Origin of the sequence: Pseudoalteromonas sp. SR45-6 (assembly GCF_014163545.1) — a bacterium.
Taxonomy (GTDB): Bacteria; Pseudomonadota; Gammaproteobacteria; order Enterobacterales; family Alteromonadaceae; genus Pseudoalteromonas; species Pseudoalteromonas rhizosphaerae.
The window spans coordinates 1-25,335 of sequence record NZ_JACJDM010000025.1 but is presented as its reverse complement, the minus strand read 5'-3'; the positions used below and the strand labels follow the sequence as shown (position 1 = coordinate 25,335).

Below are 25,335 nucleotides of genomic sequence, written 5' to 3'. Positions count from 1 at the left end.
GTGCTTCAATTAGATTATCAAGTGCAAAATACAGAAGTGCCCTATGATAATAATAAAAATAATATTCAACACATTCATATTCGTCTCATTATTACTCTGCTTTAGCCCATTGGGCTATAGCGAGCAATTAGTCGATCAGCAAACTTTAATGCTTTATTTACCGAGTGCATTTGTTACGTTAGTGCTGCCTTACTTATTATTCACAATCTACAAATTACGCCGCTCACGACGCCAATTATGTATTTCTGAACGGCGTTTAAAAAGCACGGTTGAAGGCAGTGGTGACACACTTTGGGATTGGAATATCAAAACTGGTGAAGTACTGCGCATTAACGATAAATACATGATGGATAGAAATACCATCATTGATGTTCCACCTAATAAAGCCCTTATTCACCCTAATGATATAGCGCAAGTTGAATTACTGTTAAAGCAACACTTTGCGGAGCAAACCGCTTTCTTTGAAGCCAGCTATCGCATTAAAGACAGCTTTGATCGCTGGCATTGGGTACTCGACAGAGGCAAGATCATTGAAAAAGACACCAATTTAAACCCGCTAAGAATGACTGGCACGGTACGCGATATCACGCAATTAAAATCAACCGAGGCACGCCTTAACTTATTCGCTAAATGTGTTGAATCACTCACTGATGCATTAGCCATTTACGATAAAAACTTTAACCTGGTTGATCTTAATCCCAGCTTTTTATCGCAGTTTGGTGGGAACCGAGATAACTATTTAAACAAGCCATTTACCTTACCAGGTTACGAGCAAAGTTATATTGATGATATTAAAAATACTGTTCGTCTTACCGACCATTGGCAACAAGAAGTTAAACTGCGCAACAGTGAGCGAAAACTACTACCGATTGAAATCTCAATCGATGAAATTAAGAATGAACATAATCAAATTTGTAACTATGTCATTGTATATTCAGATTTAACCGAGCGTAAAAAAGCCGAATCACAACTACATAACTTATCAAATCGCGATCGTACAACTGGCTTACCTAACCGAAATCTATTTTTTACCGATCTTAAAAAGCTGGCAAAACAAGACAGCCACCATGCATTACTAGTATTTGATTTAGATAACTTTAAAAAAATTAATGACTCATTAGGGCATCAACTAGGCGACAGTTTACTGGCAAAACTAGCAATGCGGTTGAGTAAACTCACCCGTGAAAAAGATGTGTTTTACCGCTTAGGTGGCGATGAATTTGCCTTAGTTATGTCTGGCACTAACGATATTCATACCATTACCAGAATGGCAAAACAGTTTTTAGCCGCCATTGCCACGCCATTTAAAATGGCAGGTCACGAATTAGTGATCACTTCAAGTGTCGGTATTGTGTTATTCCCAGAAGATGGTAATACCCCAGAACTACTGCTTAAAAATGCCGATACTGCGATGTACCATGCGAAAAAGAAAGGTAATAGCTACTTATTCTTTAACGACACCATGAACCGCCAAGCAGTAAAACGCCTGCAAATTGAAAACTTAATGCGATTTGGTTTAAAAGAAGATCATTTTGAAGTTTACTACCAACCAAAAATGAATATCCGCACCGGTAAATTCACTGGAATGGAAGCCTTGGTGCGTTTTATTACTCCGAAAAAAGGCATTATTAGTCCTGGCGTGTTCATTCCCATCGCAGAAGAAACCGGGCAAATCATCGAAATTGGTGAAGTGGTACTTCATAAAGCATGCCGTGATGTTAAAGCCTGGCTGGATGCTGGCTTATTTAATGGCCGAGTTGCGGTAAACTTGTCTGCTAAACAATTTAGCCTACCGGATCTAACTACTCGTATTGATGTGATTTTACAAAATCACGCCTTACCATCGTACTTTTTAGAGCTTGAAATTACCGAAGGCACGGTAATGGACGACCCGCAAGATGCGATTGCCATTATGCGATCCCTCAGTGCCCGCGGTATTCATTTAGCCATGGATGACTTTGGCACTGGCTACTCATCACTTGCATATTTAAAGCAGTTTCCACTTAATACCCTAAAAGTTGATAAAGCGTTTATTGATGATATGCAAACAGAGCGAGGCCGTAATATGGTTGACTCAATAGTTACTATTGCACATAACTTAGACTTACATGTGGTGGCTGAAGGGGTTGAGCAAGCAGAGCAAATTGCAATCTTAAAAGAGCTTAATTGCGAAACGATGCAAGGCTACTACTATTCAAAACCTTTATCGCGAGCTGAATTTACAGAATTTTTGAAGAAACAACAAAACCAAGCGGCACTTAGTTTAGTACAACAGGCATAAATGACAGCCTATGGTCGCCATGTGCACGCTTGTATACCCACGCAGCGCACTAGTGCACGACGATAATGTAAGTTAAACAAGCACCATGCAACGGGGCCTAACAACCCTGCTAGCAGCAACCAGCGTTTAACTGGCATACCTTTTTTAATTGCCTGTGCATACATAACGACAATAGATACAACACTGATCAATAAATATTGCAAATTCACCACACCCATACCGCTTAAAATTAACCTGCAATGTACAATAATTAGTTCTTTATTTTCACTAATAAAATCAGAATATTTAATTCTTTCAGTAACAAGAATGATATACAAAAACTATTACTGTTGCTATTATCTACCCGTGTATTTGCGTGTGCAATACACATTTAAAGGATAATTAAATATTTCTAGGAGATATCATGTCAGAAAATACTTCAAATGTATACGAAGCACCAGCAGCAAACCTAACCAAAAATAATGAAAGCGGAGATAAACCTGTTTTAAATTTTGATCGTTTTTCGGCTTGGGGAGTGTTCTTTTTAGCCGTCATTACTTTTGGAATTTATGGTGTATATTGGCTAATAAGCAGAACCAATAAAGCCAATGCATTAGCAACTAAACAAATTAGCCAAGGATTGATATATGGTTATTTAGCTTTATACGTTGCGAATTTAATTCTCTCTATAACCGAAGTACTACCAGTGTTGTCAATTATTATTTCGCTAGCTTCTATCGTGGTCGGATTAATCTTTATTTTTTCGTTACGTTCTTCTATTTCAGAACTAATCAATAAAGGTAGTAGTGAACCCGTTAAGCTCAATGGCGTTTTAACCTTCTTCTTTAATATAATTTACTTCCAATACAAAATTAACGAAGCAATTGATCAACAGAAATAAAAAGTAAAAAGGCATTATTTTAATGCCTTTTTCATCTCAACCTGTTTCTAAAGCACTCCTGAGTGCTTTACATTCAAATATGTATTTAGCACATTAGGAAGTAACTTTTGTGGTTGTGTATCAATTGCGATAACGCCTTCTTTTTTAAGCCTTGCCATATTAGCTTTATGCGTATTTAATAAATCTAATGCAGCACAATAGGTCATAGCTTCATCATAATTCTCTATTGGCTCTGCAAGTACTTCTGTCAATGCATGATTAGAGAGGTTAATAACTGCAACAAGGTGATGCTTTTGCAATAACTTTATAGCTGGAAGCACCTCATCTAAGCTTTGATCATCAAATGTCGTAACAAGTAATACTAAAGAACGCTTACTTCTTTTTGCGATTAATTGATTAGCTGCAACAAGGTAATCGCTGATACTTTGGTCAGGGTACAGATCATAAAAATGATTCATCACACGCGATACATTCTGTGCACCTTTAACATTAGGTAACCAGCGAATATCATGATTAAAACTTTGCATGCTAAACCAATCCCCTTGTTTGAGTACTGTATGAGCAAGTAAGAGCAAAGCATTTAATGCGTGATCAAAGTGAGTACCCGATATGGTATCTATATTCATCTTCTTCGATGCATCAAGCATTACAACAACATGCTGATTTTGTTCTTCTTGGTACTCTTTAGAAATTAGTTTGCGACGTTTACTTGTAGCCTGCCAGTCTATCTGTTTAATACTGTCACCTTGTCGGTATTCCCTAAGTTGATGGAATTCAATACCATCACCTCGTTTTTTTGTCAGTTTTAAACCACTTATTGGTGTGTTTGTCACCCCATTAAGCACTTGATTTTGAGCTACTCGACTAAAATCTGGGTAAACTTTTAACGCTAAATCTTGCGGTATTATCCAATTTGCCTGCCACAGCTTTAACCGTGAACTAATTCTAAGCTCAACGGCAGCCAATTGCGCATCTCCGCGTTGATGTGCGCACATACTCCATTGTAAACGGGCTTGCTCATTTTCTGCCAGAGTTACGCTGGTATATAATTCAGATAGCTCAATCGCATTGCTTAGGTGCAAACTTATATCAGTAATTAATAATTGCTCTGAGGTATTTTTAATACTTAGTTTAACTGGTTGCCAACGTCCCAATGACATGTTTTGATTGGTGTTTACCTCAATACTTAATTTATGTTTGAAGCGAGTAGGCAAATAATCTAATAACGATAGTACAAGCAGTCCAGCAATGAGTACTGTAGTTAATAAACTCGCTGTCTCAGTAAAGATTAATATGGGTAACAGCAAAACTAATACGCAAACCAGCTGCAACAAACGCTTTGCTGGTCGTAACTTAGTGCGGATCATGATCTAGGCGCTTCAACACTGGCTAGTATTGCTGAAATCACTTCATTAAAAGACACCCCTTCTAACTCTAGATCGGCTGAAAGTATCAAGCGGTGGCGTAAAATGTTAGGTACCACTAGCTTAACGTCATCAGGGATAACAAAATCTCGGCCATTCATCAATGCCATTACTTTTGCTGCTTTAATAATATTAATTGATGCTCGCAGTCCAGCACCATGTAATACTCCTTGCCATGTTCGCGAACTACGAACTAACTCCACCGCATAATTATAAATCTTTTCATCTACTAAAATGTCAGCACATAATTGCTTAATCTGAGCAATATTACTGACGCTTAATACTGCCGGCAATTGGCTAACTTCTGACTCATTCGAAACAACTTTGGTGTTGAGCTTTAACAATTCAACCTCGGCCTCTAATGATGGAAAACCCAATTCAATTTTCATCATAAAGCGGTCTAACTCAGCTTCAGGCAGTGGATAAGTCCCCTCTTGATCAAGCGGATTTTGCGTTGCAAGTACCATAAACGGTGAGTCAATAGATAAGGTTTCGCCATCAATGGTAATTTGTTGTTCTTGCATTACTTCCAATAAAGCTGACTGAGTTTTAGCGGGTGCTCGGTTGATTTCATCAGCAAGCAAAATATTGGTAAATGCTGGGCCTTTTTTTATATTGAAATCGCCTGACTTCATATCATACATACTGTGTCCTACGACATCAGATGGCATTAAATCGGGTGTAAATTGCACTCGTGAAAACGACACACTTAAGCTCTTCGCTAATGCTCTTACAAGTAAAGTTTTGCCAAGGCCCGGTACTCCCTCAAGTAATACATGACCTCCTGCAAATAACACAGTTAACACATCTTCAATAATGGCATCTTGTCCAACTAACACACGGGAGATATTATCCTTAACTTGCTTAACTGCTTGCGCCGCATCCGTTAAGCTTATTTGTCCTGTTGCAAATTCGGTGCTCATAGGGCATTCCTTAATTGTTTAAATAGTTTGATATACTCTGTTCGTTGTTGCTGAGATTCTGGCAATTCAACACTTAGAAGCTCAGCTACCTGTTGCTTATCAAAATGCACTAAGTTAGCGATTATCTCTGCTTGGCGAACTTCGGTTAGTGATTTGAAGTGAGGGATCCTAGTTTCTACTTTGGCGTTAAAATCTTTTTTTAATGCAGTAAACAAGCGTTGCTCAAAACCGTGCTTTATATAAAAATTAGCAATCGCTCGAATATGGTGTTTAAAGCCTACGGTTAAAATTAAATCAGGCGCATAAGCGCGACCTATACGACTACTAATATGCCAAATAAATAACAACACCAATAGCATCACACAGATCACCCACTGCCAGCTCCATTGCCATAACTTAGCAAACCAATTAGGGTAACTTAAATAAGGAACATAAGTTATTACATCAACCCCCTGACTTAACCAAACCAGTAAACTGCCATGATCTAAATGGCGCAACTGATAGTTTGTAAAGGGAGCTAGAGACGGCATCACAATAATACGGCCATCACCAAATTTAAAATCACACATGATAACTTGATCATCACTATTTTTGGTGGCTATACCTGGGCAGTTTTCAATTTCAAATGCCTGACTCAATTCTAAATCCAGTTGGGTATTTTCATTGAGCCTTAACACGCTATTTTTCTGCCCCTCCTTTACCATCACAAAATGATTTTCAAAAATCCCTTCACTCGTGTTTACACTAATCCCAAGATCTTGAAAGGTAAAAGTATTGTCTAAACCAAGTTCATCCCTTTGCTTATTTAATATATAAACAAGACGCCCACCTTCACTCACCCATTGGGACAATTGCTGATCAAGTGTGTGCGAATTACTAAGCGCCGCTTCATCGACAATTAGCATGCTGCGGTGATCAATAATAAGTGGTTGTTGATTATTGTTATCTAATTGCTTTTCTTTTTTCCATAGCACCCCATGTTCAGCTAATAATCTCTGCGCCATTGTGAAATTATCTTTGCTAACTTCGGAGTGAAAACCTATTTCAATCTCTTCTTTTTGCCAGTCAGCTGACAACAACGCTGAGCCAATAAAAAAAACTAACACACAGCACAAAAAAACCACCACAAACTTAAGCTTCATTTATTTGCTCCTTGTTTGCTGATGCCATAGCCTCTATTTGTGCTATTAATACGTTAAAATCAAAATTAAGTGATTGATGGCCCCAAGCCACTTTTACCCAAGCAGAAAAAAGTTGAGTAAAAACATCTTTGCTTTGCTCAGTGACTTTTGCATCAATTGCTGATTTACACTCTGTTTCGGTCATCGAACGGTGTAATTTTACTTGATGAGTGCTCTGCGCCCAGCGAAGCGAAAAATGCAGTAAATAAGCAAGCGCTAGACGCTGATTATTCTCCTGATATGCTGACCTTGCTGCTGCAATTAAATCCTCAGGTAAGTCTTGCGGTTTAATATCAGCAAACATGGTTGGGATTATATGTTCTCGATGCTGATTTTTTTGTCTTTTTGGTAATTCTAGTGCTAAGAAGAAGCCACGCTTTTTAACTAATAAATACACCAACCACAACACAAATAAAACAATTAGCAACCAAATAAAATAACTAAGAAAATTGCCTAAGCTCTTGAAAAAATTAGCAAGCCAACGATAATCACCATCCGCTGAAGAGTCCTTTTCTAAATCAAAATTTGGTACCCAAGTGGTTTTCTTTTCGATAACATCATCCTGCGCATAAAGTGTAGAAACTTGCTCTTTTATAATTAACTTATCTATTGGCTCTGCCATTGACTTACTCGGCACAGCAAACAAACAGCAAGCAAAAAACAAGCAAGCAATTGATAATAAAGTATTTAATCTGGCCCGCATATTTTTGAAGGTTAGCTCAATGTCCCAGCCTTCTAAATCTATACGGCGGTGCAAGTAGGCCATAAAACCTCCGGTGACAAATAATGGTGCGACTAAAGCGACACTGATCACATACACACTATTAAATGCAATTTCCATCCACAAAGGGCTTTCTAATATTTGATACAATGGCTCTTCAAGTGATAGCGACGTTGGAATAAGGGTAAAAATAATCGCAGAAATACCGATCATTAAGATAAACTCAAAATGTACGCAAAACATCATCCAAAGCGTTTGTTTGGGCTTTGATGTTGCAAACAGCACCTGTTTTCGCATTTCTTTACGACGGCCATCTAGCCTTTCTAACTGTGTTACAGGTGCTAAAAAAGCTCTGTTAGGGCTCAGTCGATAAAGCGTCATATTGATGAATATGTCACCCGCTTGCAGCTTCAGGATTGATTTTAAACTACTCGAAATGGTTGCCTGTTGATTAAACACTACTTTTGACATGTAGTCTAAAATTGGCCGTTCAAATAACGGTTTAAAAAACCATACAATAAAGGCGCTCCATGACCAACCAAACAATACACCGGCAAGGATGAACACTGGCACAGCTAAACAAATATACAAACTAAATAATGGTAAAAAATGTTGTTTAGTAAGTAATACCGTCAAATCAAACGTTTCATAGGCGCCGCGTTTTCGAGGATTAAAGCTAAGACGATTAAGTTCCATAGCGCATACCTCTATACAATCGATAAATTACATATATCCAACAAACAGTACCTACGACGAATTTAATTTCATGAGCAATGGCACGGGGCGACCAAAATGCTTCAATAAAGGCAGCTAAAACTAACATAACAAAAGCACCAACAATTAATGGTAGTGCTGTTTTAGCCGCTTTTTTCATAGCATAACTGCGTGTAAATTGGCTTGGGTTTAATAACGCGTAGCCAATCTGACATCCCGCGGCAGAGGCAATAATAATCGCTGTTAATTCAAACGAACCGTGAGTAATAACAAACGAGAAAAATGTTTTTTCAAAACCAACATTGACAATATGCGCACCAATGGCGCCGAAATAAAAACTATTAAATAGCAAAAAGAATACAGCACCGAAACAAAGTAAAACTCCCCCTGCAAACATTTGAAAGGCAATACCAATGTTGTTATATATATAGACACCAAACATCAATATATCTTTGTCAGGAGCACGAGTCTCCGTTTGAACAGCTCCAGTTGGGTTATACATTTTTTCAATTTCAAGCACCGTACTTTGACCTAAAAAAGTATAAACGGCATCTGGATAAAGGGTGACCCAAATAAAAGCAATAACCGCCAACCCCCAAAATGCCAACAAATTAGCGCCTAACATGAAACGGTTTTCGTACAAAGCACGAGGAAAAGCAGTGCGGGCTATTTGCCAAATTTCTGAAAATTGGTTTTTGCGGGATAAATACAGTGTTTTTTGACCGTGTTGTACCAGCTGATTTAGCTGCTGAATTAGTAAAGGACTGTACTGCCTACTTCTTGCGATGGCTAAATCGTTGCAAATTTTTCGATATAATTTAGGAAAGTCTTCAGGAAAAGTACTATTTAGTTCGCAATATGCTTGAAATTGTTGCCATATTTGGCTGTTTAAATTTACAAATTGAGTTTGCTTCATTGCTTACTCTCACTATTGGAGCGACCACTGTTGATATTATTCTGCCCAGCAAAATGCCTTGCGTAATTAAATAATGTTTCAACACTATCATTTTCTTCGATATTTAATGGCTTGGATAAAATATTTGCTATTTCTTGACGTCTTGCAGGAGAAAGTTCATGGGCACGCTCAGTAAAGTCTAAAACAGCTAATTGCTCTTCGGTACTAAACGCAATGCTAGGTACTTCAGCTGGCCCGTCTGGTAATAACTCCCGACTCATAGCGTCTTCTTCGTAAACTACGATAGTTCCTGCAGCCCAATCACCGATGCGTTTGAAACGGGGATTAAAACACATAACAATTAAACCAAGAAAATAACCAACAGGCAGCATATCTGCGGGGCGAATTAAGTTTCTTACAACAATTTGTGAAAAGGTTGGAGGTAAGCCATTATCTTGAACAACACGAATTTTTAGACGTTTTTTACCTGGGGTCTGGCCATTTTTAACTTCATAAAAGATGTTATACCCCCATGAAATTAAAAAATACATGACAAGTAAAATACCTTCCCCAAAATCGCCGAATAACATAAGCACAGTAGCGATAATGGCTATCAAAATTGTGCGAAGAATAAAATCGATGATGTAGGCGTAACTACGCGAAACCAATCCAGCGGATGTGATAGCTATATCCACACCTTCAGGTAATTTAACAAACGCCCTATTTTCCAATCCATGGTTTAGCATTACATTTACTACAAATTTGATGATTACATAAAGTTGAACGTATCGAAAGAAGTAACATTCAACCAAGGAAATGATGCGTTATAATGCGCGTTTTTGTGTTATTTTTCAATATTCCTTTAGTATAAAATGTTTAATCATGAAAAACATTAAGTAGCTGGACTTAACCGCTTCAGCCATTTCACACATTTCTAGTTTACTTTTGAGGTATTTATAAACTCGGTAAAAATAACAAAACATAGAGGGGATTTAAGTGTGGAGGGGATTGATTATTCAATTTAGTTCAAGAGTTTTTTCTCACCCTGCTTTAAATAAAGAATATACCTACGAAGTCCATAAAACACCCAAGCTACTTAAATTAATTAAATAGCTTGGGTGTTTGATGGATTAATACTGCAAAAGACGTAAAGATTATTATTTTTCAGCACGGCCCATAAATTTATGCTCTGCGGTATTAATACGGATGCGGTCACCTGTAGAAATATGCTCCGGCACTTGAATGATCAAACCAGTTGATAATCGTGCAGGTTTAGAGCGAGCGCTCGCTGAAGCACCTTTAATTGAAGGGTCTGTTTCTTCAACCACAAGTTCAACACTTGATGGTAAATCTAATCCCACTGGTGCGCCATCAATTACAATGACATGCACGCCTTGGGTTTCTTCGTTGACGAATAAAATTTCTTCGCTGATCGCTTCTTTATTAAGATTATATGGCGTGTAATCTTCGTTATCCATAAATACGTATTCTTCGCCATCTAAATACGAGAACATTGCTTCACGACGAGTTAAATCAGCTAGTTTTAACATGTCGCTATCTTTGAATGTTTCATCTACTTTGCTACCAGTTACTACATCGTACAAGCGCATACGGTACAAACTTCCACCAGCACGGCCTTGTGGTACAGAACGAACAATATCTTTAACCACTAAAACGCGGCCATTAAACTCAATCGCAGTACCTTTTTTAACTTCACTTGCCTTTGGCATCAGTGTATTTCCTATAATTTATAAATCCCCAGAAACATACCACGAACTGGATTTTCTTCAATAAGAAAATATCACATACCGCTATTTTTCTCGTAGGGCCTGTATTTACTCATAAATTTTACCTATTAATCGATTTTTCATGACTAAACTACGAAAAAGCTGCTATGGTTAAACTACCAAAAATGACCTCAAGGACTGGATCATGGATCAGCACACTGCACATGAGTATTTAGCAAAAAAACCTCTGGTTATGGTTACCAAACCTTTCGGCCAAGAAGTTGATGTATATAAAGTAAACCATAAAATGTTTGCCACTTTATCGGTTGGCAACGAAGGGGAAACTGACGAAGACGGCAACCCTATTTGGTGGATGAATTTAAAATGCGACCCGGATGAAGCGCAATCACTTCGTGATATTTTTCCTTCAGTGATCCCGGGCTATCATATGAATAAACGGTTATGGAATACTGTTATTTTAGATGGCTCAATCCCGCAAGGTGAAATTGAACGTATGATTGATAATTCATTTAACTTAGTGGTTGCCAATATGCCGGAAAAAGATCGCAAAGCGATTGAAATTCATATGTAAGTCACAATTTTAATGTTGTACTGCGCAAGCTACTTGTTCAGTACAACTTAGCCTTACTCCGTACACGTTAGTAAAAAATGATGATCATCAAATAATACCCCACCAATTTCGTAAGCTGACGGTTCAACGCTAACTAACTTAAAGCCACATTTAGCCAACACTTTTTCTGAGCCTACATTCCCTTTTGTAACCACAGCAGTAAATTGTTGAATGTTAAACGCTGTCGTCGCCCATGTTAAAAATGCTTGTAGTGCTTCAGTTGCATAACCTTGACCATAAAACTCAGGCATTAACAGATAACCAACTTCGGGAGTGTTTGATGAGGATGTTGTAAGCCCTGTAACGCCCACTTTTTTGCCTGTTTTTATTTCAATGATCATCAAACACAAAGACTTATTGGCTGTAGGGTGCCCCGGCGCCAACCGCTGCATAAACTTACTACGTATTTGCGTATCAGAAGGCCTGTCAAAACATTTTTCAATAACGCATGGCTCATCATGCAAAGCTAGAAAAAACGACCAATCGTCTTGTTCAAGGAGTCTCAATTGTAATCTTGCAGTGCTGATGTTCATTATTCGTCTTTACGCGGTATCAGTTAGGGATGCCCCTGTTATAACAACAAAGCAAAATGATTTCAGCAACTAAATTTTTTAAATTCTAGGCATAAAAAAACGCACTTCAAACTATCCGTGCGTTTTTATAACTAGCAATTAAATACTATTTCACTTTATCATCGCTTGCATCGGCTGGGGGCGTGTCGGTTACCGATTCAGCTTCAGTAGCTGGCGCTGGCGGAACAATAACTTCTTGAGCCTCAACCGCTTCGACAGGTTCTACATCGGTAACGTCTTGCGTAGCCGCCACGGTTTGTTCTACCACAACTGCTTTACTTGGCTGTGCAGACTCAGGCTGATAAAAGCTTGCACCAGCATCAGCCATCGAAACTAAAGCTGCACACGGCGCAAATACCGGGTTAAAGTTAGCAAAAGTAGCCATTTCTGAGCTTACTTTGTTTGCGCCAAGTTTATCCATATAGCTAAATGGACCACCTAAAAATGGCGGGAAGCCAATACCAAAGATTGCGCCAATATCACCATCACGAGGACTGGCAATAATGCCTTCGTCTAAACAGCGGGCAGCTTCGTTAAGCATTTGTGCCACACAACGTTTAGCAATTTCGCTTTTATTTAAACGTGGTGATGGGCTCACGCCGAGTAATTCGTAAACTGATTCGTCTACTTTTTTAGCTTTCTTATCGTAAAGATAAAAACCACGGCCAGTCTTCCGGCCTAAGCGTTTGGCATCAATTAAACGTGAAAACGCATCGGGTGCTTTAAAACGATCACCGAGTTCTTTTTCAAGAATTGGCGCAATCTTAGAGCCGATATCAATGCCGACTTCGTCTAATAGTGCTAATGGTCCAACAGGGAAACCAAACTCAACGAGTGCCGCATCAATCTTTTCAATTGGCTCACCTGCCAGTAATAAGTTAGCCGCTTCATTCACATAAGGCGCTAAAATACGGTTAACGTAAAAGCCTGCGCTATCTTTAACAACGATTGGTGTTTTACCTTGCTTACGGGCAAAATTTACAATCCGGGCGATAGTCTCTTCTGAGGTGCCTTCGTGTGGAATGATTTCAACCAATGGCATTTTCTCAACTGGTGAGAAATAATGTAAGCCAATTACATTCTCTGGACGGGCAGCTTCTGCCGCAATTTGTGAGATAGGCAATGATGACGTGTTACTAGCAAAAATTGTGTTTGCTTGGCATTCACGTTCTACATCTGCCACCATACCTTGCTTAAGGCTTAGGTCTTCAAATACCGCTTCAATCACTAAATCAATGTGTTTAAAACCACTGTAGTTAGTTGTACCAGTAATTCGGTTCATAGTTTGTTGCAGTTCAGCCTTAGATAAAATACGGCGCTTTTGCTTTTTATCTAAAATTTTATAGCTGTAATTCATGGCATTACTTATGCCCTGCTCTGCAACATCTTTGATACGAACTGGTACACCGGCTTTTACAGCACTAACATGGGCAATACCTGCGCCCATTAAACCACCGCCTAGTACGGCTGTTTTAGTGATTGCTGGAGCGTCGTCGTTGCGCCACTCTTTTTTCATTTCAGTGGTGGCAAAAAATATCCCACGTAATGACTTTGATTCGCTACTCATTACTAAAGTAGCAAAACCTTCCGCTTCTGTTTTATAAGCTTTTAGTTCATCCAGCTCAACACTTGCGCGTATTGCTTTGATAATAGCCAACGGCGCAGGATAATGACCACCGGTTTTTTTCAGTACATTTTCTTGTGCTTTTTTAAAGATGAAGTTTCGGCCAAACGGATTCGATTCTAATAATTGGCTAATACGATCAAGCTTAGGCTTGGCCGCTTTCGCTTTACCTTTTGAAGCAAATTCTTTTGCTACTTTTAGCAATACGGTCTGTGGTACACAATCATCTACCAAACCCGATTTTTTAGCTTGTTTAGCGCGAATTTGTTTACCTGTTAACGTCCACTCAAGGGCTTTTTGCAAACCAACCAGTTTAGGCAAGCGTTGCGTTCCACCACCACCGGGTAATAAACCAAGTTGTACTTCAGGTAAGCCTAGTTTAGTGATATCACTGTCTGTACATACGCGATAATCGCACGCCAAGGCAAATTCTAAACCACCACCCAATGCCGCACCATGAATGGCACTAACAGTTGGAAATGGCAGTTTTTTCATATCAAAAAATGCACGGTGGCATAATTCGCTGATCGCCAGTGCATCATCACGGCTTTGCACGTTATCAAGCATTTTTACATCAGCACCAGCAATAAAGTTATCGCTTTTACCACTAATGAATACCATGCCCTTCACTGACTGCTGTTTTGCGTCATCAAGCAAGGCTGTTAAATCATCTGCAAAAGTGTCGCGCAGGGTATTCATTTTTTCGCCCGGCACATCAATGGTGACAACGGCAATACCGCTATCATCAACGTCTAAATTAAATACTGACTGTGTCATTACGCACTCTCCAATACAAAGGCTGCACCTAAGCCACCTGCGGCACACGCAGTTGTTAGTGCTAAGCCACCGCCACGGCGGTTGAGTTCATGTAAACTTTGGGTGATAAGTCGTGCGCCGGTGGCTGCAAATGGATGACCATATGCAAGCGAACCGCCTAAAACGTTAAACTTATCCATGTTAATTTCACCAATCGCTTTGCTGCGACCGAGTTTTTCTTGCGCAAACTTATCTGAGGCAAACATTTTCATGTTCGCTAACGTTTGTGCTGCAAAGGCTTCGTGCATTTCAATTAAATCAAGATCGGCAAGCGTTATGCCAGCTCTCGCTAAGGCAACAGGCGTTGAATGAGCCGGCCCCATTAGCATGTCTTCATTCACACCAATGGCAGAGAATGCAAAGCTACGTACATAACCTAAAATGTTATAGCCTAATGCTTTGGCTTTACTTTCGCTCATCATTAATACCGCTGCTGCACCATCAGTTAGCGGTGTTGAGTTTGCCGCAGTGACTGAGCCATGCTGACGGTCAAACGCTGGTTTTAATTTAGCGTACCCTTCAACCGTTGAATTATGGCGAATATTATTATCTTGTTCGATAAAACTTTTATACGGCGGTAAATGTGCAGTCATCACTTCATCAGCAAGTTTACCATCTGCCCATGCTTGGCTAGCAAGAGTATGTGAACGATGAGCTAAGGCATCTTGATCTTCACGGCTAATACTGTGAGTTTTTGCCATCTGCTCGGCAGTTTGGCCCATAGATAAACCAGTTGAATATTCTGCAACCGCAGGCGGTACTGGTAATAAATCTTTTAAACGCAGCTTAGAGAATATTTTTAAGCGTTGCCCTAAGGTACGTGCTTTATTAAGATCAACAAGGCTACCTGCTAATTTTTTACTTACGCCGATTGGCAATACCGATGACGAGTCTGCACCACCAGCAATACCCACTTGCACCGAACCTGCCATGATTGATTCAGCCACATTAGCAATCGCCTGAAAACTAGTGGCACAAGCGCGTGATACGGAGTACGCATCAACAGATACTGGCATGCCAGTACCCAATACAATTTCGCGGGCAATGTTTGGCGCTTCTGGCATTTGTACTACTTGACCAAACACTAATTGATCAATTTCAGATTTATCAAAGTTAAGACGTTCAAGCATTTCGTTAACGACTAACTTCCCCATATCAAGGGCTGGTACATGATGAAATGCAGTTGCTTGTTTAGCAAATGGCGTACGTAAACCACTGACGATGGCAATACGATCGCCCTTTGCTGTTTTTAGTATATTTTGCTCAGACATTAATGCTCTCCCGCTGACAGGTCTGACCTGTTTGTTTTCCTCGATTCTAAACAACCCGTGTGCTAAAGCCAATAGCGAAATTGAAAATAGTATAATTAGTTACCAACCATAGGCTTTTTTTAGCATATTTACAAAAAATACTGCGCTTTCTATGCTAGGGTAAAAATCGTTAAAAAATAACGAACTATTTTGAAAACTTGAGTCTAACACTTGTGTTATAAACTATTTACCCATATTACTAGTTAAGCTTTTATAAACCTTGCAAATCAGGACAGTTTTTTTACTATGGCCACTAACGTATTTTCACAATTAAAAACTTATTTAGATAGCCAAATTATTGGCCAGCCAGAATTAACGCAAGCACTACTTATTGCTATTTTAGCCGATGGTCACTTATTAGTAGAAGGCCCTCCAGGGCTTGCTAAAACTCGCGCAGTAAATGCATTAGCCAAAGGCGTTGAAGGCTCATTCCAACGCGTACAGTTTACCCCAGATCTATTACCTGCTGACGTAACCGGTACTGATATTTATCGCCAACAGACCAGCGAATTCGTTTTTGAAAAAGGCCCACTCTTTCATAACCTTATTTTAGCCGACGAAATTAACCGTGCCCCAGCTAAAGTGCAATCAGCCTTATTAGAAGCCATGGCTGAGCGCCAAGTCACGGTTGGTAAAAACACTTATCCGCTGTCGGATTTATTTATGGTGATGGCAACCCAAAATCCACTGGAGCAAGAAGGCACTTACCCGCTACCAGAGGCGCAATTAGACCGTTTCTTACTCCACCTAAGTATTGATTATCCAGGCGCCGAGCATGAGCTTGATATTTTACGCCTGACCCGTGGCGAAGCGTTGAGCGAGCATCAAGCACCAGCACAACAAATTAGTCAAAGCGATTTATTTGCCTCTCGCAAAGCAATTTTAGGGCTGTATTTAGCCGAGCCACTTGAGCAATATTTAGTGCAACTTATTATTGCAACGCGTGAAGGCGCAAAACTAGACGCCCAATTAGGCAGCTGGATTGAATATGGCGCAAGTCCGCGTGCCACCATCGCCTTAGATAAATGTGCCCGTGCTCATGCATGGTTACAAGGTCGTGACTTTGTTGCTCCAGATGATATTCAAGCTGTGTTACATAATGTTCTGCGCCATCGCATTATTTTAAGCTATGAAGCACAAGCCGATGGTATTACTAAAGATCAAGTCATTAGCCGTATTTTAGAACTTGTTGCCGTGCCATAAACCATGCAAAGCCAATTAGATAACCAACAGTGGCTCAGCCTAAGTCATAGCCATGGGGTCGACTTAGGCTTGAAAGAGCTGATGTATTATAAAGCGAAAGCTCGCTTATTAGAGCTTGCGCCAAAAGTTAAAATTAGAAATAGCCTGACCGGCCAATATCTCGCGCCTCATAAAGGCCGTGGTATGGAGTTTGCTGAAGTACGTCATTATCAACAAGGCGATGATATTCGCTCAATTGATTGGCGCGTTACAGCACGTACTGGCGAAACACATACTAAGTTGTTTCAAGAGGAAAAAGAACGGCCAGTGTTTGTGTTTACAGACTTTTCTAATTCAATGCTGTTTGGCTCAAAGCTATTACTTAAATCCGTGCAAGCGGCGCATATCAGTGCCTTGGTTGCGTGGTCAGCGTGCCAACGCGGCGATCGCATCGGTGGCATAGTGTTTAATCAACACGGTCATTTAGAGCTCAAGCCCAGCGCCCGCGAAAAAGCCGTGTTAAAACTATGCCACAATTTGTGTAATAACCACCAGCAAGCACTCGCGCAGATTGATGAGCCCGCAGACAATAAACTCAGTGATAATCTAAAACGTTTGAATCATTTAGCCAAGCCGGGCAGCTTAGTCTATTTAGTATCAGATTTTAGCGCCCTTGATGATGCCAGTTTTAAACAGCTCGAAATACTGAGTCGACATTGTGAACTGATCGGCTGCCATATTAGCGACCCATTTGAGCATCAGCTACCGGCGTTTAAACAAACAGTCACGGTTAGCGCCAACGGCAGTGACTTTGCGTTACCGCTGATGGATAAAAGTTTTCGTGATAAATTTGCTAAAACTGCTGAGCAAGCATTTACCACACGAATGCAACGCTTAACTAAATCGGGTCTTAATTTAATATCATTCAATGCAGCCACACCTCTTGAGCTGCAATTAGTGAGAAAGTAATATGCAAACCTCTCCATTAGCTGGCCTCCATGATGTGATTGTGCCAAGCCATGTTTCTTGGTGGCCTTTAGCACCTATTTGGTGGCTCATCATTGTCGTGTTACTCGTAACTGTAAGCTTTATAAGTTACCAGTTGTACCGGGCACGGCAGTTTAAAAAAGCCAAACGACAAGCTATTTCCCTCAGTGAACAACACCCAGAAGATGCCCAGCAACTACATATTTTAATTAAACGCCTGGTTTTACATTATTATCAGCAAAGTGCTGCATCACAAGGCACAAAACAATGGTGTATTACTCTAGATAAGCTGACCGGACAACAATTTACTGAACACGAACTGATGAGCCTTTATCAATCACAAAGCAATCAAACTGCGCTGGCACAGAAATTAAAACTCGCCATTGTGCAATTTAAATTAAAGGAGCCGCTGAATGTTTGAATTTAGCTGGCCTTGGTTATTTGTATTATTACCGCTGCCTTGGTTGTTGCGCTTATTTAAGCCAGTACAGAGTGAAGGTAATACCCGCTTACGTATTCCAAGCTTCGCCAAACACAATTTAGGCGCGCAAGTTGTCCAGCAACAGGCGCGTGGTATTAGTATATTTGAATGGTTGGTTTGGTTGCTTTTAGTCACCGCTTTAGCTAACCCAACCTGGCTTGATGAGCCAATTACCTTACCTAACGAAGGCCGCGATATCATGCTAGCTGTGGATTTGTCAGGATCAATGACCGAGCAAGATATGGCTTATCAGGGCCAATATGTTGACCGTTTAACTATGGTAAAAGCGGTATTAAGTGACTTTATTGAGCAACGTCAAGGCGATCGTTTAGGGCTGATTTTATTTGGTGATACGGCATTTTTACAAACACCACTAACGCGAGACGTTAAAACCGTAAGCCAAATGCTATCAGAAGCGCAAATAGGCTTGGTTGGCCGTGCCACCGCCATTGGCGATGCGCTGGGCTTATCAGTAAAACGTTTTGCCAGTAAAGATGAAAGCAATCGCATTGTGGTGTTATTAACAGATGGTCAAAACACCGCCGGTAACTTAGATCCAGAAGAAGCCCTACTGCTTGCCCGCGAAGAAGGCATTAAAGTGTATACCATCGGCGTAGGCTCTGATAATCCGCGTGGCTTTAGCTTATTTAATATGGGTGGCATGAGCGGAGGTAGTTTAGATGAAACCCTGCTAAAACGCATTGCCGAACAAACTGGCGGCCTTTATTTTCGCGCAAAAGACGTTGCCGGCTTACAACAAATTTATCAAGAACTTGATAAACTCGAGCCGATCAGCGCTGATGAGCAAACCTTTCGCCCACAAAGTGCGTTATTTTACTTCCCTTTATTAATTGCACTGACCTTGATTGGTCTGCGCGTTATGTTTATCAGTGCAAAAGCATTAAGACAGGAGGCCTAATGGACTTTGAATTTATCCGCCCGACCGTATTGTGGTTATTAGTTCCTGTGTGTTTAGTGTTTACTATTGCAATGATAAAGCACAAGAAAACCAGCCAAGGTGAATTAATAGCAGCTCACTTAGCAAAATTTGTGATCAACACCAACAACCAAAAAAACACGCAACCCATGTGGCTAATTGCCCTCTTTGCAGTGTTAGCCGTTATTTTTAGCGCAGGGCCCAGTTTTGAAGAAAAACAAGTGCCGGTATTTCAAAGCAAAAATGCCCGTGTAATTGTGATGGATATGTCGCTATCGATGTACAGCACGGATATTGCGCCCAGTCGTTTAGTGCAAGCGCGCTTCAAAGCGCTGGATATGATCAAACTATTTAAAGAAGGTGACACTGCGTTAGTGGCCTATGCAGGCACTGCTTATACCATTTCGCCGCTAACCAATGATGCCGCGACGCTTGAAAACCTGATCCCAAGTTTAAGCCCAGATATCATGCCTGATAAAGGCTCCAACGTGCTTGCTGGGCTTGATGCTGCAAAAGAGTTATTAACACAAGCTGGATACCTTGAAGGCGATATTATCTTAGTAACAGATGGTATTGAACAAAGTGAGCAACAAGATATCAGCCAATTTACAGACGCTAACCCTTATCGATTAAACATTTATGGTATCGGAACAGAGCAAGGCGCGCCAATTAAACTTCCTGAAGGTGGGTTTTTAAAAGATAGTTACGGGCAAATTGTGGTGCCCACCATCAACATCAGCATGCTTAATGGTCTAGCAAGAAACAGTGGCGGTAAATTTGCGACTTATCAACCGAGTGCCCGCGATATTCAAATTTTTGCACCCAGTGCAAATAGTGAAATACTGAAAAATGAAAAACAAAGTCAAGCGCTCTGGCGTATTGATGCGGGGATTTATGGCTTGTTTATTTTACTGCCAATGATGCTGTGGATTTTTCGCCGAGGAGCTTTTGCAGCTGCATTTTTAGTGGTGAGCTTTTTACCGCAACACAATGCTTATGCAGTAGAGCTGCCTTCAGTATTTAAAAATCAAGATCAACGTGCGCTGGACGCTTATCAACAAGGTGAATATGAGCAAGCTGCCACAGCAGATTCTAGTCAATTAAAAGGCGCGGCGCTTTACCAGCAAGGTAATTTTGATGCTGCATTGGCACAATTTAGCCAAGATAAAAGCGCCACTGGTTTATATAATTACGGTAATGCACTAGCAAAGGCAGGCAAGCTCGACGAAGCAATTGCCGCCTATCAGCAAGCACAAGCTTTGCAAGACGACTTTACCCAAGCAAAAGAAAATCAGGCACTTGTTGAGCAATTGAAAAATCAACAGCAGCAGCAAAATCAACAAGGCCAAGACGGCGAACAAGATCAAGATCAAGATCAAGACAAAAAAAGCCAAGATGGTGAACAAGGTCAAGATCAGCAAAATAAAGACAAGTCACAGCAAGGTGAGCAGCCAAATCAGGATCAGCAATCTCAACAAGGCGATGAATCTGAGCAAAGTGATGAACAGCAGACTGATGATAAACAGCAAGATGGCAAACCATCTGATCAACAAACTGATAAGCAAAACGATCCACAAATGGAGGCTGAACCTCAGCAAGGTGATAAAACTGATGAGCAACAGCAACAAGATGCGCAAACCGAGCCCAAAGATGACTCTGCAAACGATGATAAGCAGGCGCAGCCACAAATGACTCCTGAGCAACAGCAACAAGCTGAAGAAGCGGCAAAGCAACAAGCTGTGCAAGCGCAAACCGCAGAGCTTACCAACGAAGAAAAAGAGAAAGCGCAGCAGCTTAGTCAGTTATTGCGAAAAGTACCCGATGATCCCGCAATCCTGTTACGTAACAAAATGCAATTAGAAGCCCAAAAACGAAACAATCAACGCCGTCCACAAGGAGTCGAAAAATCATGGTAATGCGATTAATCTGTTGTTTATTGCTTATCAGCGCTATGCCCTCGTGGGCCGTTACGCAATTACAAGCCAGTGTTGATAAAAACCCGGTACTAGCGGGTGAATTTTTTATGCTCAATATCAGTGCAGATGACACCATAAAAAATGATCAACCTGATACCTCTGTCCTGTTAAAAGACTTCGTGGTTGGCCGCACCAGTGTCAGCACCCGCACAAACATCATTAATGGTAGTATTTCAAAAGAAACCACCTGGTCTATTAAACTTATGACCCGCACTGCCGGTGATTATACAATCCCAGCATTTAGTGTAGCTGGTGTCAGCTCTGCGCCCATTGCATTAAAAGTGGCTGAACGCAGTAAAGATGCGCAGCAAAACAACGATATTTTTATTAAAGCATCGCTTTCAAGTGACAGCCTATTTGTTCAAGAGGCAGGGCTTTACACGGTTAAGCTATATCTTGCCAAAGAGTTACTTGATGGTAATTTAAGTGCCCCCGCGATGCCCGATGCGCAGCTAAGTCAAATCGGCAAGCAGACTGAAAACTATGAACTTGTTGATGGTAAGCGTTACTTAGTGATCACTCGCGAGTATTTAGTACAGCCCCAAAAAAGTGGTAGTTACACGATTCAAGCACCAACTTTTCAAGGTCGAATTCGCCAAGACTATCGCCAATTAGATGTATCTGCACTGGGTGATAATGTCGATATTGAAATTAAACCGATACCAAGTGACTACCAAGGTGCATGGCTGCCTAGTGAATTAGTTAATTTAGATGAGCAATGGCAACCCGCTGACGACACAGTAGAAGTGGGTACACCTATTACGCGAACGCTGACCTTAACTGCACTTGGTATCACCAAAGAGCAACTACCTGATATTGAATTACCTGAAATCAAAGGTATTCGCAGTTACCCAGATGAAAAAGAAAATAATCATTTGGTTCGCGATGGTCGGGTAATATCACAACAAACAGCCTCGTACGCATTGTTACCGCAGATGCCAGGCACTTATACACTGCCAGAGGTAAGCGTGCCTTGGTATAACACCAAGATTAACCGGATCAGTTATGCAACACTACCAGCTCGTACTATTACAGTAACACCTAGTAGCACAAGCACTCCAGCAGCCGTTGCTGCGCAGCCACTTACGCCATCACAAAGCGCAACAACAGATGCTGCAGCAATAAGTTATCAAGCAACGCCGATAAATCAGTATCCGCTATGGTTAATTATTATCAGTGTGATTGGTTATTTATTATGGTTTATTACCTTGATTTTATGGTGGCGCAGTCAATCTCAGCGCAGCTTGATGCAAGCAAAGCCGACAGTAACCCATAGTGATTCATCAATTTCATTAGATGAATTAAAGAAACACGCTAAAAGCAATGATGTAAGTGCCTTTTATCAGGCGCTAAATCGTTACGCAATGCACTTAACAAAACAATCGAGCGGTGCAATAGACAAGCTTGAACAACTAGCTGATAATGCACAGCTTAGTCAACATATTGCTAAACTACGGGCTGCACTCTATAGTCCTAATGATACAGATGTTGATTTAATTGCGATTGTCGGCATGTTAGAAGAGCAACGTAAAGTACAAAAAAAATCACAACAAGCTGTATTAAAAGGACTTTATAAATAGAGTTTAAGTGACGGGGAGCAATCCCCGCGCTCAAATAGTAAATAACTTAAAATAAATAAAAAAGTGCTTATGCTTGGAAATGAAAACTCTAAAAGTCAGGTCTTAGTTGATATGGCAGAGAAAAAAACACGCTATGAAAAACTTGTTCATGTTTATCATAGCGAATTATATCGCTTTGCTTATTGGCTCTGCCGCGACCCTAATATTGCCGAAGATCTTGTCCAAGAAACATTTTTACGTGCTTGGCGATCTCTGGATTCATTATTAGATCAAAAAGCAGCTAAGCCATGGCTATTGACGATTTTACGCCGGGAAAATGCCCGTCGTTTTGAACGCAAACAATTTGATTATAGCGATGTTGAAAACGACACCTTAGTTGACGAAAAAAGCGTCACCTTGGATGACGAAATGGAACAAACAGTGATCCAACGTCACATCGCTAAGTTACCTGATGAATACCGCGAGCCATTATTATTACAAGTCGTTATGGGCTGCTCCGGTGAAGAGATAGCAGAAATATTAGATTTAAACAAAAACACGGTTATGACGCGTTTATACCGCGCCAGAAACCAGTTAAAAGAGGCATTGAGCCGTGATGATGAACAACTTAAAGGGGCATCAAATTAATGGATGATCTCGAGTTTCGTCGCCGAATTAGCGCACAGCCAAACAGCACAGATAAGGAGCTTGTGGAGTTTGCAGAGCAACACTCTGAGCGACAAGAATTTATTAATGATATGCAGGCCTTTGATTTAGAGCTTGCCAATGCACTTGACGTACCGGTGCCAGCAGGTCTTGCCGAGCGTATTTTGGCAAACACCGCAGCGCATGCACAAAACGAGTCGCTCACAACTGAGCAACTCAACCAAGCACCAGCTGATACCAGCGCGCAAACACCGCCGCAACGAACAGATAATCTAGTTGAGGCAAGTACACGTTTTAAACGTGCTCGTTTACCACTTGCCATGGCAGCCTCAGTATTGGTGGCTGTGGGGGCATTTTTATTTAGCAGCGAACAAAATGTCGCGTATGCAGCTGGCGAACATGCGCTTGCTCATGTTTACTATGAAATTAATTCGCTGCAAAAGACCGAAGCAATCAGCTTAGCAACGGTAAATGAAAAATTTGCTGTGTTAGGCGGCCATTTAGATGAATTGCCAGGTAAAGTGACTTACTTAATGTTTTGTGACTTTAAGGGACAAAAGGGATTACACCTAGTTTTTGAATCAGACTATGGCCCGATGACGGTATTTATAGTGCCATCAAAACAGCAATCGTTCGGCATCGGCGACGATGATTTTCAAGACGATCGTTTTGAAGGCCATATTAACCGTGGTGCTAATGCAGATACTATTTTAGTAGCAAGTCTTGGTGCGCCATTAGAAAATTACAATGATCGTATTAATGGTGCGATCCGCTGGTTAAATTAACCTTCCTTTTGCATTGCCGTTATTATGGCGGCAATGCAATTTATACCTTCACGAAACAATCGTTATATTCTTCCTGCTTGAACCAATAATTGCTTTTAAATTAGCCTATTGACCAAGCTACTGAGCATTTTAGAACTAATTCAGTTTGTCGCTATTTATCTAATTCCTGAACTACTTTAGAATCGCCGTTCTAATTTGTTTTAAGGAACTTCATGAAAAACCTGATTGTTATATTTTCATTGCTTGCTCTACTATGTACTGCAAGTTTTGATGCACAAGCACGTAAAAAGTTTGGTAGTAAAAAACGTGGCCAAACACCAGAAACACAACAAACCGCACAAAAACAACAAACAGATACCAATACCCTCGCCCCTGCTGCAAAACCAAAATCAAGCAAAAAAGGCATGATGGCAGGTATTTTTGGCGGCTTATTAGCCGGTGGATTAATCGCCGCAATGATGGGCGATGACTTTGAAGGGATGCAACTACTTGAGATAATTTTAATGGCAGGTATTGCCTTTATTATCTTTAAACTTATCATCGGTATAATACGTCGTAAAAACGCCCCTGTAATGGCGCACGGCCAAGGAGCATTTACTGCACCGAAAATGAGACAAACTGCGCCTGAGCACACCACTACAAGTGGATTTAGTCAAACCAATGACGTACCGTTTAATTTACCCGCTAACTTTGATACTAACGGCTTTTTACAAGGTGCGCGTAGCCATTATCATACATTGCAAACAGCATGGAATAATGCTGACTATGCAACGATGGCTGAATACTTAAGCCCTGAACTAGTCGCTGAATTTAAAGCGGAACGTGAAGCGATTGACAGCGTTGCAACTGACGTGATGTTTATTGATGCAGAACTTGTACGTGCCGATACCGACACACAAAAATGGCAAGTAAGTGTACGTTTTAAAGGGAAGTACCGTGACTTAGGCGATAATAAAGAACAGCCTATTTTAGAAATTTGGCACTTAGAGCGTGCCACCAGCGATGATGCGCCTTGGTTGATTGTTGGTGTTGAAGATTTAATTGACGCGTAGTTCTAGGTTCT

The 25,335-nt window shown here is 40.6% G+C and carries 23 protein-coding genes; 12 read left to right on the top strand and 11 right to left on the bottom strand.

Going from position 1 to position 25,335, the window contains the following annotated elements:
- Positions 1-148 precede the first annotated feature (148 nt).
- Positions 149-2,281 (top strand): bifunctional diguanylate cyclase/phosphodiesterase, encoded by a 2,133-nt coding sequence (locus tag H5158_RS12060; protein WP_182740118.1) that lies wholly within the window; start codon positions 149-151, stop codon positions 2,279-2,281.
- A gap of 8 nt (positions 2,282-2,289) precedes the next feature.
- Here H5158_RS12060 and H5158_RS23755 read toward each other — a convergent pair whose 3' ends face one another.
- Positions 2,290-2,598 (bottom strand): hypothetical protein, encoded by a 309-nt coding sequence (locus tag H5158_RS23755; protein WP_149983031.1) that lies wholly within the window; start codon positions 2,596-2,598, stop codon positions 2,290-2,292.
- Positions 2,599-2,684: 86 nt separating this feature from the next.
- Between H5158_RS23755 and H5158_RS12050 the strand changes: the two genes are divergently transcribed.
- Positions 2,685-3,161 (top strand): DUF4234 domain-containing protein, encoded by a 477-nt coding sequence (locus H5158_RS12050; RefSeq protein WP_182740100.1) that lies wholly within the window; start codon positions 2,685-2,687, stop codon positions 3,159-3,161.
- Between the two features lie 47 nt (positions 3,162-3,208).
- Here the strand turns inward: H5158_RS12050 and H5158_RS12045 are convergent, their stop codons facing one another.
- From H5158_RS12045 to yeiP, 7 genes are all read right to left on the bottom strand, one after another.
- Positions 3,209-4,528, bottom strand: a complete 1,320-nt coding sequence (locus H5158_RS12045) for a DUF58 domain-containing protein (protein ID WP_182740099.1) — start codon at positions 4,526-4,528, stop codon at positions 3,209-3,211.
- Entirely contained in the window at positions 4,525-5,508 is a 984-nt protein-coding gene (locus H5158_RS12040) for a MoxR family ATPase (RefSeq protein WP_149983034.1), read from the bottom strand. The genes H5158_RS12045 and H5158_RS12040 overlap by 4 nt, the downstream gene beginning before the upstream one ends.
- Positions 5,505-6,650, bottom strand: a complete 1,146-nt coding sequence (locus H5158_RS12035) for a hypothetical protein (RefSeq protein WP_182740098.1) — start codon at positions 6,648-6,650, stop codon at positions 5,505-5,507. Before H5158_RS12035 ends, H5158_RS12040 begins: the two co-directional genes overlap by 4 nt.
- Positions 6,640-8,106 (bottom strand): hypothetical protein, encoded by a 1,467-nt coding sequence (locus tag H5158_RS12030; RefSeq protein ID WP_182740097.1) that lies wholly within the window; start codon positions 8,104-8,106, stop codon positions 6,640-6,642. The genes H5158_RS12035 and H5158_RS12030 overlap by 11 nt, the downstream gene beginning before the upstream one ends.
- Entirely contained in the window at positions 8,096-8,734 is a 639-nt protein-coding gene (locus tag H5158_RS12025) for a stage II sporulation protein M (protein WP_182718615.1), read from the bottom strand. The genes H5158_RS12030 and H5158_RS12025 overlap by 11 nt, the downstream gene beginning before the upstream one ends.
- A gap of 302 nt (positions 8,735-9,036) precedes the next feature.
- Positions 9,037-9,765, bottom strand: a complete 729-nt coding sequence (locus H5158_RS12020; protein WP_149983038.1) for an RDD family protein — start codon at positions 9,763-9,765, stop codon at positions 9,037-9,039.
- Between the two features lie 411 nt (positions 9,766-10,176).
- Positions 10,177-10,749, bottom strand: a complete 573-nt coding sequence (gene yeiP, locus H5158_RS12015) for an elongation factor P-like protein YeiP (protein WP_145240366.1) — start codon at positions 10,747-10,749, stop codon at positions 10,177-10,179.
- Between the two features lie 202 nt (positions 10,750-10,951).
- Between yeiP and H5158_RS12010 the strand changes: the two genes are divergently transcribed.
- Positions 10,952-11,338, top strand: a complete 387-nt coding sequence (locus tag H5158_RS12010) for an MmcQ/YjbR family DNA-binding protein (RefSeq protein ID WP_182718614.1) — start codon at positions 10,952-10,954, stop codon at positions 11,336-11,338.
- A gap of 53 nt (positions 11,339-11,391) precedes the next feature.
- Here the strand turns inward: H5158_RS12010 and H5158_RS12005 are convergent, their stop codons facing one another.
- The 3 genes from H5158_RS12005 to fadI all read right to left on the bottom strand — a co-directional run bounded on the left by H5158_RS12005 (position 11,392) and on the right by fadI (position 15,660).
- A complete protein-coding gene (locus H5158_RS12005; RefSeq protein ID WP_182740096.1) occupies positions 11,392-11,910 on the bottom strand; it encodes a GNAT family N-acetyltransferase in 519 nt (172 codons plus the stop codon).
- 145 nt (positions 11,911-12,055) lie between these two features.
- A complete protein-coding gene (fadJ, locus tag H5158_RS12000) occupies positions 12,056-14,350 on the bottom strand; it encodes a fatty acid oxidation complex subunit alpha FadJ (protein WP_182740095.1) in 2,295 nt (764 codons plus the stop codon).
- The gene (gene fadI / locus H5158_RS11995; RefSeq protein WP_145240359.1) at positions 14,350-15,660 is read right to left on the bottom strand and encodes an acetyl-CoA C-acyltransferase FadI; all 1,311 of its coding nucleotides are present in this window, start codon (positions 15,658-15,660) and stop codon (positions 14,350-14,352) included. The genes fadJ and fadI overlap by 1 nt, the downstream gene beginning before the upstream one ends.
- 285 nt (positions 15,661-15,945) lie before the next feature.
- On the opposite strand from fadI, the gene H5158_RS11990 reads away from it, so the two are divergent.
- The 9 genes from H5158_RS11990 to H5158_RS11950 all read left to right on the top strand — a co-directional run bounded on the left by H5158_RS11990 (position 15,946) and on the right by H5158_RS11950 (position 25,324).
- Positions 15,946-16,902, top strand: coding sequence for a MoxR family ATPase (locus H5158_RS11990; protein WP_182718611.1), 957 nt, complete (start codon positions 15,946-15,948; stop codon positions 16,900-16,902).
- Between the two features lie 3 nt (positions 16,903-16,905).
- Positions 16,906-17,850, top strand: a complete 945-nt coding sequence (locus H5158_RS11985; RefSeq protein WP_145240355.1) for a DUF58 domain-containing protein — start codon at positions 16,906-16,908, stop codon at positions 17,848-17,850.
- Between the two features lies 1 nt (position 17,851).
- Complete coding sequence (locus H5158_RS11980) at positions 17,852-18,289, top strand: DUF4381 domain-containing protein (protein WP_182740094.1); 438 nt, start codon at positions 17,852-17,854, stop codon at positions 18,287-18,289.
- A complete protein-coding gene (locus H5158_RS11975) occupies positions 18,282-19,268 on the top strand; it encodes a VWA domain-containing protein (RefSeq protein ID WP_182740093.1) in 987 nt (328 codons plus the stop codon). Before H5158_RS11980 ends, H5158_RS11975 begins: the two co-directional genes overlap by 8 nt.
- The gene (locus tag H5158_RS11970; protein WP_182740092.1) at positions 19,268-21,202 is read left to right on the top strand and encodes a VWA domain-containing protein; all 1,935 of its coding nucleotides are present in this window, start codon (positions 19,268-19,270) and stop codon (positions 21,200-21,202) included. The genes H5158_RS11975 and H5158_RS11970 overlap by 1 nt, the downstream gene beginning before the upstream one ends.
- Positions 21,196-22,842 (top strand): BatD family protein, encoded by a 1,647-nt coding sequence (locus tag H5158_RS11965; protein ID WP_182740091.1) that lies wholly within the window; start codon positions 21,196-21,198, stop codon positions 22,840-22,842. Before H5158_RS11970 ends, H5158_RS11965 begins: the two co-directional genes overlap by 7 nt.
- Before the next feature lie 69 nt (positions 22,843-22,911).
- Entirely contained in the window at positions 22,912-23,469 is a 558-nt protein-coding gene (locus tag H5158_RS11960; RefSeq protein ID WP_182718608.1) for a sigma-70 family RNA polymerase sigma factor, read from the top strand.
- Positions 23,469-24,272 carry a DUF3379 family protein gene (locus tag H5158_RS11955; protein ID WP_182740090.1) on the top strand — a complete coding sequence of 268 codons (804 nt, stop codon included), beginning with the start codon at positions 23,469-23,471 and terminating at the stop codon, positions 24,270-24,272. The genes H5158_RS11960 and H5158_RS11955 overlap by 1 nt, the downstream gene beginning before the upstream one ends.
- Before the next feature lie 212 nt (positions 24,273-24,484).
- On the top strand, positions 24,485-25,324 hold the full coding sequence (locus tag H5158_RS11950; protein WP_145240341.1) for a Tim44 domain-containing protein: 840 nt from the start codon (positions 24,485-24,487) through the stop codon (positions 25,322-25,324).
- The last annotated feature ends 11 nt before the right edge of the window (positions 25,325-25,335 follow it).